The sequence below is a fragment of the Marinobacterium sp. NO-S09 genome (assembly GCF_059179545.1).
Genome location: NZ_CP168954.1, coordinates 1,140,818 through 1,153,928 on the forward strand (window position 1 = coordinate 1,140,818; position 13,111 = coordinate 1,153,928).

At 55.1% G+C, this 13,111-nt stretch carries 15 protein-coding genes; 4 read left to right on the top strand and 11 right to left on the bottom strand.

Annotation, left to right across the window (positions count from 1 at the left end; all coding sequences use genetic code 11):
- Positions 1-147 precede the first annotated feature (147 nt).
- Positions 148-918 (top strand): IclR family transcriptional regulator, encoded by a 771-nt coding sequence (locus O3C79_RS05400; protein ID WP_494385103.1) that lies wholly within the window; start codon positions 148-150, stop codon positions 916-918.
- A gap of 197 nt (positions 919-1,115) precedes the next feature.
- Positions 1,116-1,652: a hypothetical protein gene (locus tag O3C79_RS05405; protein WP_494385104.1), complete on the top strand. Its 537-nt coding sequence runs from the start codon at positions 1,116-1,118 to the stop codon at positions 1,650-1,652.
- Positions 1,653-1,800: 148 nt separating this feature from the next.
- Here O3C79_RS05405 and O3C79_RS05410 read toward each other — a convergent pair whose 3' ends face one another.
- From O3C79_RS05410 to O3C79_RS05450, 9 genes are all read right to left on the bottom strand, one after another.
- The gene (locus O3C79_RS05410) at positions 1,801-2,313 is read right to left on the bottom strand and encodes a DinB family protein (RefSeq protein ID WP_494385105.1); all 513 of its coding nucleotides are present in this window, start codon (positions 2,311-2,313) and stop codon (positions 1,801-1,803) included.
- A 4-nt stretch (positions 2,314-2,317) separates the two neighbouring features.
- Positions 2,318-2,752 (bottom strand): hypothetical protein, encoded by a 435-nt coding sequence (locus tag O3C79_RS05415; RefSeq protein WP_494385106.1) that lies wholly within the window; start codon positions 2,750-2,752, stop codon positions 2,318-2,320.
- Between the two features lie 103 nt (positions 2,753-2,855).
- The gene (gene pqqE / locus O3C79_RS05420; RefSeq protein ID WP_494385107.1) at positions 2,856-4,019 is read right to left on the bottom strand and encodes a pyrroloquinoline quinone biosynthesis protein PqqE; all 1,164 of its coding nucleotides are present in this window, start codon (positions 4,017-4,019) and stop codon (positions 2,856-2,858) included.
- Entirely contained in the window at positions 4,012-4,290 is a 279-nt protein-coding gene (gene pqqD, locus O3C79_RS05425) for a pyrroloquinoline quinone biosynthesis peptide chaperone PqqD (protein ID WP_494385108.1), read from the bottom strand. Before pqqD ends, pqqE begins: the two co-directional genes overlap by 8 nt.
- A complete protein-coding gene (gene pqqC / locus O3C79_RS05430; RefSeq protein ID WP_494385109.1) occupies positions 4,283-5,041 on the bottom strand; it encodes a pyrroloquinoline-quinone synthase PqqC in 759 nt (252 codons plus the stop codon). Before pqqC ends, pqqD begins: the two co-directional genes overlap by 8 nt.
- 10 nt (positions 5,042-5,051) lie before the next feature.
- A complete protein-coding gene (gene pqqB / locus O3C79_RS05435; protein ID WP_494385110.1) occupies positions 5,052-5,972 on the bottom strand; it encodes a pyrroloquinoline quinone biosynthesis protein PqqB in 921 nt (306 codons plus the stop codon).
- Positions 5,973-6,066: 94 nt separating this feature from the next.
- Entirely contained in the window at positions 6,067-6,141 is a 75-nt protein-coding gene (gene pqqA / locus O3C79_RS05440; RefSeq protein ID WP_091827356.1) for a pyrroloquinoline quinone precursor peptide PqqA, read from the bottom strand.
- Between the two features lie 2 nt (positions 6,142-6,143).
- Positions 6,144-8,255 (bottom strand): PQQ-dependent dehydrogenase, methanol/ethanol family, encoded by a 2,112-nt coding sequence (locus tag O3C79_RS05445; RefSeq protein WP_494385111.1) that lies wholly within the window; start codon positions 8,253-8,255, stop codon positions 6,144-6,146.
- Between the two features lie 10 nt (positions 8,256-8,265).
- Positions 8,266-9,141, bottom strand: a complete 876-nt coding sequence (locus tag O3C79_RS05450; protein ID WP_417533903.1) for a transporter — start codon at positions 9,139-9,141, stop codon at positions 8,266-8,268.
- 168 nt (positions 9,142-9,309) lie between these two features.
- Here O3C79_RS05450 and O3C79_RS05455 point away from each other — a divergent pair, with 168 nt between their 5' ends.
- Entirely contained in the window at positions 9,310-10,215 is a 906-nt protein-coding gene (locus O3C79_RS05455; protein WP_076463629.1) for a helix-turn-helix domain-containing protein, read from the top strand.
- Here O3C79_RS05455 and O3C79_RS05460 read toward each other — a convergent pair.
- Both O3C79_RS05460 and O3C79_RS05465 read right to left on the bottom strand, forming a co-directional pair.
- A complete protein-coding gene (locus O3C79_RS05460; protein WP_494385112.1) occupies positions 10,202-10,897 on the bottom strand; it encodes a winged helix-turn-helix domain-containing protein in 696 nt (231 codons plus the stop codon). The two genes, O3C79_RS05455 and O3C79_RS05460, sit on opposite strands and share 14 nt — an antisense overlap.
- Positions 10,898-11,012: 115 nt before the next feature.
- The gene (locus O3C79_RS05465) at positions 11,013-11,789 is read right to left on the bottom strand and encodes a helix-turn-helix transcriptional regulator (protein ID WP_494385113.1); all 777 of its coding nucleotides are present in this window, start codon (positions 11,787-11,789) and stop codon (positions 11,013-11,015) included.
- Between the two features lie 188 nt (positions 11,790-11,977).
- Here O3C79_RS05465 and O3C79_RS05470 point away from each other — a divergent pair, with 188 nt between their 5' ends.
- Positions 11,978-13,111: an aromatic ring-hydroxylating dioxygenase subunit alpha gene (locus tag O3C79_RS05470; protein WP_494385114.1), complete on the top strand. Its 1,134-nt coding sequence runs from the start codon at positions 11,978-11,980 to the stop codon at positions 13,109-13,111.

Below are 13,111 nucleotides of genomic sequence, written 5' to 3' on the forward strand. Positions count from 1 at the left end.
TCGGCAGAGTAAACAAAGCATGGTTCCATAATATGGAACAAGAAAATTAATTAACAAAAAGGATAAAAACGTTACATTATAAAACCACCAGTTACATGCCGTTACATACGAGGTGCTATACTGCGGTAATGTCTAAAAGAGCATCTGGTGATGGCAGGCAAAGCGACAGAAAAAGCCAAAGCACTGATTGAGCTGCTTTCGACCTCCGATCTGGATTCGGCGGGGCTCGAAACTCTGCACATTTTATCCGGCTACCCCAAGCCCACGATTACACGCATCATGGATGATCTGCAGACTCTGGGAGTTGTGTACAGGCGGTTGGGAGACAAGCGCTATGTCGTGCTCAGTGTCGACAGTGACAATTATGATCCCCTCTACCTGCTGGCGCGGGATATAGCACCAGTCTTACGTCAGTTGCACCAGGAGACCGGTTTACTATCTGACTTTGTCATATCCAGAAACGGCACTCCGGAAATTATCGAAAGTAATTTCAGCCTGTCCAATATTCGCACAGCGGCGGGGACCGTGATTGGTGCCAGACCATCTCCTCTGGTGTCGGCTGCCGGACGAGCATTGTATGCAGAACGGCAGGATATCTGTGTTCAGGCAGCAGCAGAGAATCAGGATTGCTTGTCGTCACTGGAGCGTGAAAAGCAGCAAGGCCTGTATGTTCGCATCGACAATACCTGGGAATACAACTTCGCCCAACCCTTCGTAATTGCTGCCCGAGCGGTCCCGGTCCGTTATGAGGGGCAAACGCTGGCCGCCCTGAGTCTTTATGCGGATGCTCAAAGCCTGAGAGTGACCGAACAAAAGTGCGATCTGGAAGGTATGCTGCAGCAGGCCCGTGCCAGTATTGAGCACCTTTTAATTGAACGCAGTCGGCTTTATAAACGGGCAGCGCTGGCATTGAACTAAAACTTTGCCCTTTGTGGCATGTCTGTCGGCTTCAATTGTCGAGCTTTATACCCTGGATCCTCCCGTATTCCCTTTTCAGTGCCCTGTAGAGTCCGCCATGTAGGCCTGAACTACACTTATCAGCACGACTTGTCAGTTGCCAAAATTTGCTGGCAAGCGGTCAGTAGTACCCGAGAAATAAAAAGCAGGGTAGTAAAATGAAAACGTTGATAGGCAAATGGCTGGTCATGGCAGGACTGGCCGCAGTCACTGTATCAGCACACGCCGAAGATCATGGTGTTCTGATTGAACTTGCACGCTCTGCAGCGCCCGCGATGGTGAGTGCAGATGCAACCGTCATGTATAGAGGAGAAGTGCTGGCAGAAGGTAGCAATGGCTGGGTGTGTTTACCCGAAACAATGCCTGATGATGGATCACCCATGTGTAACGATGCTGCCTGGATGGAAATGATGCAGGCCGTAGGAACCAAAGCGCCCTATGAAGCCAGTCAAATGGGGTTCTCGTACATGTTGCAGGGGGATGGTGAGAAAGGCGGTGTGAGTAACTCCGATCCCTACCATGCCGATCATATGAATGCGGATGACTTCATCAGGGAAGGCCCTCACCTGATGATCATTGTGCCCGGCAATCTTGCCGATTCCATCACTGATGACCCTGATGCGGGTGGACCCTATGTGATGTGGAAAGGGACGCCCTATGCGCACATCATGGTGCCGATTGGAGAACGGAAATAAGCCTGGTTGATGTGTTAACTACATGATCAGAAAGGGGAGCCTCGTTAGTAGCAGGCTCCCCTTTTGTATGGCTCAGCGCTTTGACCCCTGCCTTATGATCAGAAGCTGCCACAATCTATTGTTATGTGCAGGCTCTTGCCCCCATGATTTACAGACTGTTGCGCTCAATTACGTCGGGCAGCCAAATAAGGTCCGTTACGCCGCAATCCTGTCCCGCCTGACTCAGCAGGGTAGTGAGCTGGCCGCGATGATGGGTCTGGTGATTAAAGAAATGCGCCACCGCCAGCCACATTTCATAGCGACGTGGCTGAGGATTCACCACACTGGTATATTCCAAAGTGCCCTGCAGGGACTCGTCCGTTAAAGTGTTAGCCCAGTCTGTAATCCTGCGATCGGTTGCTTCACGGTCTGCAAGCAGGGCGCTGAAGTCGGCATGCAGTTCCTGGTCGAGGCCGGTGATACTGAAAGGCGTATCCGTGAAGCGGCCCAGCCAGATTTTATCGCCCACCAGCAGGTGGTTCAGCGTGCCGTGGATAGAATTGAAAAAGGCGCCTCTATCCTGTTTCAGCTGTTCATCAGTAAGTTGTCCACAGGCGGCAAATAACCGTTCATTCATCCAGCGATTGTAGGCGGCCATATCCCGCGCCTGGGCTGCGATCATTTTTTTATTCCTTGTATTTCGGGTCGGGCTGGCCGGTGACTTCGATAAACCACTTCGGCTTGATGCGGCCGAAATCCTTTCGGGTATTGGATTTAAGTGCCTGTTTGGAGTCCAGTACTCTGGCCACGCCGTTTTCTCTAACGAATACCACCCAGTGCCAGAACGGAGTGTCTTGCTCCAGGTGCCATTTGATCGCCAGCAGGGCTCGATCAGGCAGGGCATCCCAGGATGTGAAGGCTGTTTCTGAAGATGATGCTGAGATATCGAATGCCGCCAGCAGCCTGCGCACATATTGGGTATCGGACCAGAGCGCCTTATCGGCGGCTCGGATACCCAGATTGCCGGCAAGCTGTTTGGCTTCCTTGTAGCTGACGCCGGCAAGCGCTGCACAGGCAGCGATGCCACAGCCGGTGGTTTCTTCCTGAATAATGGGCTTCATCTTGTAAGTCCTTTCGCCTGGGGCCGATTCTTGGCGGTAGACCCCTGAGAATGCCGCTGTTTCAGCGACTTTTCAACAGGGCCTGACCGGGCGAAAAAGGCGTTCAGCCTTTGGCAAAGACACGGGAATTGCGGTGGTTTCGGAAGGTGATGGGCGCATCTGCATCAGTCTGCTCAGCCACCGCACGGGCGTCAAGGATCTTCTGATGATGCGGTGACTTGCTGCATACCGGGTCTGCCGCGTTCATGTCACCGGCCAGCATATAGGCCTGGCAGCGGCAGCCCCCCAGATCGTTTTCCTTTTCATCGCAGGAGCGACAGGGTTCTTGCATCCATTCATCGCCGCGGAAGTGGTTAAACCCGAACGACTCGTGCCAGATATGCTGCAGCGTATTGTCTTTCACGTTGGGGAACTCGATCGGCAGCATGCGGGCACTGTGGCATGGCAAGGCGGTGCCATCCGGCGTCACGGTGAGGAAGATTTCGCCCCAGCCGTTCATGCACTTCTTCGGCCGTTCTTCGTAATAATCCGGCGTCACGAAGATCAGCTTGATCGGGTTGCCTTCAGAGGCGAGCTTGTCACGGTATTCGTTGGTGATGCGCTCGGCCCGTTCCAGCTGTGCCTGTGTTGGCAGCAGGGCTTCCTTGTTCTCGTAGGCCCAGCCGTAATACTGGCAGGTGGCCAGTTCGACAAAGTCCGCTTCAAGTTCCACACACAGCTCGATGATGCGGTCGATCCGGTCGATGTTGTGCTTGTGGGTGACGAAGTTGAGCACCATGGGATAACCCTGGGCTTTGACTTCGCGGGCCATTTTCAGCTTCTGCTGGAACGCCTTGTCGGAGCCGGCCAGCATGTTGTTCACGGTTTCGTCCGAGGCCTGGAAGCTGATCTGGATATGGTCCAGCCCCGATTCACGGAAGGCGGCGATGCGGTCAGCATTCAGACCGATGCCGGAGGTGATCAGGTTGGTGTAGTAACCCAGCTTGCGCCCTTCGGCGATCAGTTGCTCCAGATCCCGCCGTACCAGCGGCTCGCCACCGGAGAAGCCCAGCTGCGCCGCGCCCATCTTGCGTGCCTGACGGAACACCTCGATCCACTGATCGGTGGTCAGTTCTTCGCCGTGGGCGGCAAAATCCAGCGGGTTGCTGCAGTAGGGGCACTGCAGCGGGCACTTGTAGGTCAGCTCGGCCAGCAGCCAAAGCGGCTGGCTCTGGTGCTGGGGCTTCTGCTGTTGTGTAGACGCTTGTTCAGGCTTGAGCTCAGACATAACCGATCCAGTTCTGCTCATGGGCGACGGCCAGAAACTCCAGCACATCCGGCCCCAGTTCGCCGGCCTCGGGGAAGCGGGCTTCCAGTGCCTGAATGATGGCGGCACAGTCCTGCTCGCCATTCACTTCACTGAGGATGGCACCGGCGCTGTCGTTCAGTTTGATCATCCCTTCCGGGTACAGCAGCACATGGCAGTTCTGCGCCTCTTCCCACTGGAAGCGGAACATGCTGTTCAGCTGCGGGGTCTGGTCCAGCGCCGGTTTAGTCATTGAACAGTCCTCGATGGTACACCTTCTCCTGGGTCACGGTATGGAACGGCGGGCGTTCCAGTTCGTACGCCATGGTCATGGCATCGAGCATACTCCAAAGCACATCCAGCTTGAACTGGAGGATCTCCAGCATGCGCTCCTGCTCGGCACGGGTGGTGTAGTGATCCAGGGTGATCTGCAGACCATGCTCCACATCGCGGCGGGCTTCGGTGAGGCGGTTGCGGAAGTACTGGTAACCCTCTTCCTTTATCCACGGATAGTGCGTGGGCCAGGTGTCCAGACGGGACTGGTGGATGTGCGGTGCAAACAGCTCGGTCAGCGAAGAGCTGGCGGCTTCCTGCCAGGTGGCGCGGCGAGCAAAGTTCACATAGGTATCCACGGCAAAACGTACGCCCGGCAGTACATGCTCGTGGGACAGGATCTCTTCGCGTGTGAGGCCCACCGCTTCACCCAGCTGCAGCCAGGCTTCGATGCCACCCACGGCGCCGTCATAGCCGTCGTGGTCCATGATGCGCTGCAGCCACTGACGGCGTACGTCGCGGTGCGGGCAGTTGGCCAGAATGGCGGCATCCTTGAGCGGGATATTCACCTGATAGTAAAAACGGTTGGCGACCCAGCCACGGATCTGCTCCGGCGTGGACTCACCGGCATACATGGCGACGTGGTACGGATGATGAATATGGTACAGATCGCCCTTGGCACGCAGGGCCTGTTCGAATTCACTGCGGCTCATCGGTTCGGTGTTGCTCATGATGCTCTCCTCAGAGTTCGATGCTCATGCCGTCAAAGGCCACTTCGATGCCATGCTCGGACAAAACGCCCCGCTCGGGGGAGTCTTCGATCAGGATCGGGTTTGTGTTGTTAATGTGGATCAGCACCTTGCGCGGCTTATTCAGGGTATCCAGATAGGCGATCATGCCGTTCTCGCCAGACTGCGGCAGGTGGCCCATATGCACGCCCAGTTTGTCGCCAACACCGGCGTGGATCATTTCGTCTTCGCGCCAGAGGGTGCCATCCACCAGCAGGCAGTCGGCCTCTTCCATAATCGGACGCAGATGTTCTTCGATCTGACCCAGACCCGGTGCATAGAACAGGGAACGCCCGGTGGCGTCATCCTTCAGCAGCATGCCGATGTTATCGCCCGGATGCGGGTCGTTACGGTGCGGCGAGTACGGCGGTGCGCTGGAGCGCAGCGGCACGGCCGTCAGAGTGATGCCCGGTACTTCGGGAATGGTGAATTCGTTGTAGGTCTCGGTGCTGGGGATCTGGTTCCACGCCAGCCCACCGTTCCAGTGCTCCAGCATGTTGAAGACCGGGAAACCGGTGCTCAGGTCCTGCTTGACCATATCGGTGCAGTAGACCTGATGCGGGCAACCTTCGCGCAGCATCAGCAGGCCGGTGGTGTGGTCGATCTGACTGTCCATCAACACAATCGCCGCAATGCCGGTATCGCGTTTGCCCTGCTTGGGTTGCAGGGGCTCGAAGCTTTCCAGCTGAGCGCGGATATCCGGTGAAGCGTTAAACAGGATCCAGTCACGTCCGTTGAGGCTGGCCGCGATGGAGGATTGGGTACGGGCCTTGGCGTTGAGGGTGCCGTTGCGCAGGCCTTTGCAGTTGTCGCAGTTGCAGTTCCACTGCGGAAAACCGCCGCCCGCAGCGGAGCCAAGAATTTGTATCAGCATTGTTTTACCCAAGAGTCTAAGCAGAGGGAGTTTGAGCAGAAAAAGGTTTATTGTTGTAACGCAAAAGCGGCCCCGAAGGGCCGCTGGATAATTGTTAGCGGTTGGCGAAGTACATGGTGACTTCAAAACCGATGCGCAGATCGGTGTAAGCCGGTTTGGTCCACTTCATGGTCATTCTCCTTTGCTGTTGTTCTTCTGCTCTTCAAGCGACTGATGAGCGCGGTGGATGACATAGGCTTTGATAGCCTGAGCATCTTTGGATTCGATCACATCACCGAAAGGCACCATGCCTTTATTACGATAGAGACCTTCAAGCACGATGGATTCCCAGTTCTGGAAGGTCCAGTCCGATGCATAACGCAGGTCCGGTATCACACCACCGCTGACGGCAGAGTCACCGTGACAGGTAGTGCAGTACGTCTGGTACTGCTTCTGGCCGAATTGCACGGTTTCAGCATCAGCCGTTGCTGGTGGGGGTGTCAGCGGTTTGCTGACCTGCTTGAACTCCGGCAGCTGTGCCTTGCCATCCAGACCAAACACCAGCAGACGGTTGGTTTTGGTTGCCAGAGATTCGGACAGAAGCTCACCACCGACCACCAGCGGTACGGCACCACCCCAGCCTGCCATGACGGCAACATATTGCTTGCCATTGACGCTGTAGCTTACAGGCGCTGCCACGATGCCGGTCTGGGCGAACCAGGACCATTTTTCTTCACCGGTCTGAGCGTCGAACGCCTTGAAGTTACCCTTGCCATCTCCCTGGAACACCAGGTCGCCAGAGGTGCTCAGTGTACCGCCATTCCAGGGAACGGGCTGATCCACACCCCAGGCTTCTTTCTGTGCAACCGGGTCCCAGGCAACCAAACGGCCCTTGGTCGCTGCCTTGATGGCAGACTTGATGGCAGGGTCCTGTGGCATGGCGGCCGCATTCAGATCGGCACCCAGGTTGACCTTCTTCGCGCCCGGATCAAAGTTGGTGTCCGGCACGTACGGGAAGCCCATTTCACGTGTCGGGAAGTACACCAGTCCGGTTTCCGGGTTGAAGCTCATCGGCTGCCAGTTGTGGCCACCGAAAGGTGAGGGCGCTGCGATCCAGGGCTTACCAGTGCTACCGTAACGTGCTTCAGGTACGATTTGCGGGCGACCATTTTCGTCGAAGCCGGTCATCCAGTTCACATTGACGTAGTTTTTGGCAGAAATGAACTTGCCTGTTACACGGTCCAGAACGTAGAAGTTACCGTTCTTCGGTGCCTGCATCAGCACTTTGCGAACAGCGCCGTCTATCTCCAGGTCAGCCAGAATCATGTGCTGGGTCGCGGTGTAATCCCACTCTTCACCCGGTGTGGTCTGGTAGTGCCAGACGTACTCACCGGTGTCCGGGCGCACAGCCACTATGGAGGACAGGAACAGGTTGTCGCCTTCACCGTTACTGCGAATTTCACGGTTCCACGGAGAACCATTACCTACGCCTACGTACAGCAGGTCCAGTTCAGGATCATAGGCCATGGAGTCCCAGGCAGTACCACCACCGCCCAGTTTCCACCATTCACCACTCCAGGTAGATGAAATCTCTTTCATCAGCGGGTCGGTTTCGTTGGCCGGGTTGTCCGGTACGGTGTAGAAACGCCACAGCTGCTTGCCGGTTTCAGCGTCGTAGGCCGAGAAGTATCCACGCACGCCAAACTCGCCACCACCGTTACCGATCATGACCTTACCCTTTACCACACGCGGCGCGCCGGTGATGGAGTAATACTTGTCCGGATCTGTGGTCTGTACTGTCCAGGCCGGTTTGCCCGTCTTCTGATCCAGTGCGATCAGACGACCGTCCAGCGTACCCATGTAGAGGTTATCACCCCAGGCGGCCAGACCACGGTTGACGGCATCACAGCACAGCTTGATGCCGATGCCGCGATCGATTTCGGGGTCAAAGCTCCACAGCAGCTCGCCGGTTTCGGCGTTGAAGGCGTAGACCAGGTTCCAGTTTCCGGTCGTGTAAAGTACACCATCAATTACCAGGGGGGTCGCTTCAAGACCACGTGTCGACTCAAACTCGTGATACCAGCTCAGGCCCAGCTTATCGATGTTGTCACTGTTGATCTGATCCAGTGGGCTGTAGCGTTGTTCGCCGTAGTCACGGCCATGGCTCATCCAGTTGCTTGTGTCTTCAGCGGCCTGGTTCAGGCGTTCAGCTGTTACGGCTGCAGCAACCGCTGAGGACAGCGGTGCTGCTGCCAGCGCTGCCAGCAGGGGCAGCGTCGACAAAACAGAATTTAAACGGCGCATGTTGCTCTCCTTAGAAGGGTACTACCAGACGCAGGGTCACGCCGTCGGTCTCGAAGCCGTTTTCAACTTCAAGGTCGCGGGTGTATTCAGCCTGCAGCTGGAAGTCCTGGCCGACCCAGTGGCTGTAACCCAGGCTCATGGTGTCGGTGTCCATCTCATTATCCTGCGCAGCGCCGCTGACAGACTCTTCACCGCCGACCTGTTTGGTGTAGCGGCCCCAGACATAGCGGCCCGGGCCGACATCGTAGGAGAGCATAGTATTGAAGCGGTAGGTTTCGTCCTTGGACAGGGTGGTGCCGCCAACGTAGTCATCGTTGTCGCCGTACCATTCGACTTCACCGACCACTTCGAAGAACAGGCCGTCGGTCAGACCTTTGGTGTAACCGGCCTGAAGCACGTAGCTCCAGCGGTTGGCACCCAGGTTAACGCCCTTGTCAGAGTTGTATTCACCGGTCGGCATGTAGATGAAGGGAGTAATACCGAACCATTGTTTGTTCTCTGCATCAGCCAGCGGCCAGAAAGTAGAGCCGAAGAAGATGTCACCGACACCCTGGCTTTCCTGACCCGCGATACCTACGTCCAGATCAACGACCGGGATGATGACCTGGGGATCGGCTGGCATGCCCATGAACTCGGTGAAGTGGATAAAACGCTGAATCATTGCGTTGGCTTCAAAGCCCGCGTTTTTGGAAACGGTGTCACCGTCGACATTCATGTTGTCCGCACTGCGGTGATCCAGGTAGGTCACAGACAGGTTGGTACCAGCCGGAGCCGGAATGTAGTCGCGCGGGTGAACGGTTTCGGCGATCGCCATCGCCTGCTGAGCCACTGACAGGCTGCCCAACAAAATAGCACTTGAGAGGATTGTCTTCTTATAGTTGATCATGCTGTTGCTCCAGTATGTTGACCGGAGCAGCATAAAATTGGAGACACTTTGTTTAAATTAATGCATGATCAGTGTTTTGTAACAGGCCTATAACATCTTGTAACATCTTGTTACATTTGTCATCCGGGACATGTTCGTTAGACTGGAAGATAAAAAAACAAGGCCGCTATGTCTAAAAAAATCATCTCCCCAAAAGAAAAACTGGCTTTGTTGCCCTTTACGCCGACTCGGTCCAATCATGAAGATCAGCGTTCTAAGCTTATAATTGAAGAGTATGAACCCCTGCCGGAAGTGGACCTGAGTCTTCCCGGTATGGATCATCATGTGCTTATTCTGAACAGCAGCCCGCCTGAGTGCGAGGTGGTCTACAAGTGCGCGGATGAGGTCAATAAAGGGGTGTGGAAACCCTTCGATTTTGCCTTTGTACCAGCGTTAAGTGATAACACCTGGTTAATTGAAGAGCCGGACTCGACCTGCGTACACTTTATTATGCCAGCATCCGAGTTGGCGCTGTTTTTGGAGCAGGAAGCGGATGTGGATGCAAATGGTGTCGAGATGGAGCTGTTTTTTAATCGGCAGGATGAGGTTTTGAAAGGACTAACCTCGTTATTACATGCGGAGCTGAAACAGAATTTCTATCATGGTACCACCTATACCGAGAGCCTGGAAAAAGCTCTTTTCGCCCATCTGCTGCAGCATTACAGTAATAAGCAGGATATTCAAGAGAGCGAGGCTGGTCTGTCCAATCGTCGCTATAAAATGGTGGCTGAATATATAGATGCAAACCTGAATAAATCTATCTCGCTGGATGCGCTGGCGCAGATCTGTCACTGCAGCCCGCACCACTTTGCTCGCATCTTCAAGCGCGATATGGGCATCCCGCCACATCGCTATATTATTCAGCGACGTGTGAAAGTGGCGGTAGACTTGATCAGGAATACCCATAAATCAGGCCTGACACTGTCGTCCATTGCCAGTCAGTGCGGCTTCACTGACCAAAGCCATATGACTCGGCATGTGAAACGCGAAACCGGCATGACTCCCACCGAAATCAAACGTCTCAGCTCGCTCTGAGCATATAGCCAACACCACGCACGGTTTCAATGGCGGGAAACTGTTCTTCAGTGTGATCTCGGAACCGCCCACGCACCTTGCAAATCAGCATATCGATCGATTTATCGGTTGGGTCCCACTCACGGCGAAATACATGCTGTGAAATTTCACTGCGTGTTATCACTTCACCTTTCTTTTGCAATAGCAAATCAAGCAACTTGCATTCATTGTGGCTAATACGGCGGGCATCCTGGCTGGGCGAAACGATTTTAAGTGCCTGCTTATTGAGCGTCCATTCGCTATTATAAGCAACATTTTTTTGTTTTAAACGTTCAATCCAGCGTTTGGCTGAGCGTATTTTAACGCACAGCATGCTGTCATACTGAGTGCTACCGTGAAAATCATCCACGCCGGCATTACGAACAATATATTCATCAGCACTGTTGAGCTGATCAGAGGCCAAAAGAATAGGGATATCGGTTTCGGCACGCAGTTTGAGCACCCAGTCCATAATACAGGCGTATTTGCGCTGGGTGATAATAACAAGCAGATTGTGCTTGCTGTCGAGAAGGGCAGTGTTGGCCTTGATTGCCTGAGGAGAAAAGTCGTCCTCTGTCAGCCGTTCAACAGGGACACGGAAGTCAGATTCTACTCGGGCAAACAGTTGGGCATCCGAGGCGTCAGAATAGATCATGATCTTCATACAGCAACCTGAATCTTATATTTATTGATAAGGCGTAATCTAGATTCAGGTCGTCAAATCGTCTTGAAGGTTCTTGATCTCTCTTGGTACAAAATTGAGCCCTCCTACTAAAGAACTAAAAGGGCAGGCGTCCTTCCACAACCAGTGCAAACAGCTGATTCTGAGTGCCAATACCCACTTTTTCATACAGGTTTTTGCGGTGGGTCAGCACGGTATTCATCTTGATGCCCAGGTCCAGCGCAATCGCTTCCGAGTTGTAGCCCAGTACGATCCGGGCGCCTACAGCCAGTTCTCGCGCAGTCAGCAGCTCTCCACAGGCACCTTGCAGGCGTGCCAGCACCCAGGGCAGGTCAAAGCGTACCTGCTGCTGTCCGGCAAAGGTGATGTGTCGCTCCAGTACCGATGCCAGCAGAGTGCCACCCGCTTCCAGCTGGCTGGCATCCAGAGTACGTGATGAAGAGTCGTGCAGTTTGTAGAGATTGAGGCAGAACGGCTGGCCGTTGCTTTGCCCCATGAAGGCCAGCTTCTCACGAATGCCGCAGCGGTCCATCAGTTGATGACGGTACTCGGGATCGCTCAGCTCTTCCACTTGAAGGGCTTGAATCTGGGGAGCGCTCACGGGCTTTCCGGCCTGCAGACGAGGCAGGTTGGGATCGCGCTGGTACAGCACTTCGTCGTACAGACGCCGGCATTCCTGTGCCAGCCCGGACTGGATGGCACCGGTGGTGAACAGGGTATAGGGATGCTGGGTGTAGGCCGGGTAGGACACCAGAATACAGTGATCGGCGCCGGTAAGTCGGTGCATGCTGTGGCTCAACACCTGATCAAAGCGGCGTTGTCCGATACTCGAAATGAGATGGTCGAGTGGCCATTGGTCGAGCGTTGGGTTCATCTGACGGCCTCGCAGGTCTCTTTATTGTTATGCAGTCGCCGATGGCAATGCGACGTGGACCGATCAAAGCAGTATTGCACGCGACTGCGTATTTATCGAGCCTCACAAGATCTTGTGAGTGCCTGGCCAGGGGCTCTGGATTAGCGTGTGCATACAGGCTAATCAACAACAAGAATCAGGAGAGCCTCATGTCACTGACACGAGTTCAGCGTGCCGCACAGGTTGCCGGCCGCAGCATGGCAGGTCGCAATACGCCCTTTATCTACAACGAATGGTACGTCGTCGCTCTCAGTCGTGAAATCGACCGTGAGCTGATGGCGCGCACGGTGCTGGATCGTCAGCTGGTGTTGTTCCGCAAGGAAGACGGCACCCCGGTGGCACTGGATAACCGTTGCGGCCACCGTTCTTTCCCGCTATCTCGCAGTGCCCTGGAAGGCGACACCGTAGTCTGTGGCTACCACGGTCTGCGCTATGACGAAAACGGCCAGTGTGTCGAAGTGCCTTCGCAGTGCAGCTGCGCGGGTATCTCCATTCGCAGTTATCCACTGCATCAACAGGGGCCGGTGGTCTGGATCTGGATGGGTGAGCCTGAAGAGGCAGATATCAGCAAGATTCCGGCCATGCCGATGCTGGAAGAGGGCTGGGTAACCTCAGAGGATTACATGCCGCTCAAGGCCAGCTACGTCTATCTGCATGAGAATCTGCTCGACCTGACTCACCTGAGCTTTCTGCATGCCAAAACGTTCGGGACACCGGATTATGCCAAGGCCGAGTTCGATACCGATATTGGCGACGGCCGTTTCTTGCTAAAGCGCTATGTAGTGCCGACACGCCTGCCCCCGGTCTGGGCAAAGCCGACTGGCCTGGAAGGCAAGGATGCGGCTCGCATTACCACCTCCGACTTTGTCTCGCCGGCTTTGCATATCGTGCACGCCCAGTTCTATGACATCTCGCTGGATGAGTCCGAGCGCCCGGACCAGCGCATCAAAACTGCACACATTCCGACCCCGGAGACGGGTACTTCAACACATTACTTCGTCGTGCACGGTCGCAACTTTGCGCTGGAGGAAAACGACGTCACTGACTTTATGCATGAGCAGCTGATGGCCGCCTTTGATGAGGATGTGGTAGGCCTGGAGGCGCAGGAAGAGTTGCTAGCATCGCGCCACGAGGATGATGACTTCTTCGAAATCTCGCTCAGCGCCGATGCCGCCAGCGTGGCCATGCGGCGCTACCTGAAACGCCGTGCGGAAGATGAAGCGGTCGTCCGCGAAGCCAAGAAAAAACCGTTCAGCGTCAAACCGACCGCTGCCTCAGCCTGA

What these genes read in the sequence shown, in the direction of transcription:
- pqqB (WP_494385110.1), bottom strand. Translation starts at nt 5,972, where the DNA reads ATGCTGATACAAATTCTTGGCTCCGCTGCGGGCGGCGGTTTTCCGCAG.
- O3C79_RS05445 (WP_494385111.1), bottom strand. Translation starts at nt 8,255, where the DNA reads ATGCGCCGTTTAAATTCTGTTTTGTCGACGCTGCCCCTGCTGGCAGCG.
- O3C79_RS05405 (WP_494385104.1), top strand. Translation starts at nt 1,116, where the DNA reads ATGAAAACGTTGATAGGCAAATGGCTGGTCATGGCAGGACTGGCCGCA.
- O3C79_RS05450 (WP_417533903.1), bottom strand. Translation starts at nt 9,141, where the DNA reads ATGATCAACTATAAGAAGACAATCCTCTCAAGTGCTATTTTGTTGGGC.
- O3C79_RS05470 (WP_494385114.1), top strand. Translation starts at nt 11,978, where the DNA reads ATGTCACTGACACGAGTTCAGCGTGCCGCACAGGTTGCCGGCCGCAGC.
- O3C79_RS05455 (WP_076463629.1), top strand. Translation starts at nt 9,310, where the DNA reads ATGTCTAAAAAAATCATCTCCCCAAAAGAAAAACTGGCTTTGTTGCCC.
- pqqE (WP_494385107.1), bottom strand. Translation starts at nt 4,019, where the DNA reads ATGTCTGAGCTCAAGCCTGAACAAGCGTCTACACAACAGCAGAAGCCC.
- pqqC (WP_494385109.1), bottom strand. Translation starts at nt 5,041, where the DNA reads ATGAGCAACACCGAACCGATGAGCCGCAGTGAATTCGAACAGGCCCTG.
- pqqD (WP_494385108.1), bottom strand. Translation starts at nt 4,290, where the DNA reads ATGACTAAACCGGCGCTGGACCAGACCCCGCAGCTGAACAGCATGTTC.
- O3C79_RS05410 (WP_494385105.1), bottom strand. Translation starts at nt 2,313, where the DNA reads ATGATCGCAGCCCAGGCGCGGGATATGGCCGCCTACAATCGCTGGATG.
- O3C79_RS05465 (WP_494385113.1), bottom strand. Translation starts at nt 11,789, where the DNA reads ATGAACCCAACGCTCGACCAATGGCCACTCGACCATCTCATTTCGAGT.
- O3C79_RS05460 (WP_494385112.1), bottom strand. Translation starts at nt 10,897, where the DNA reads ATGAAGATCATGATCTATTCTGACGCCTCGGATGCCCAACTGTTTGCC.
- O3C79_RS05415 (WP_494385106.1), bottom strand. Translation starts at nt 2,752, where the DNA reads ATGAAGCCCATTATTCAGGAAGAAACCACCGGCTGTGGCATCGCTGCC.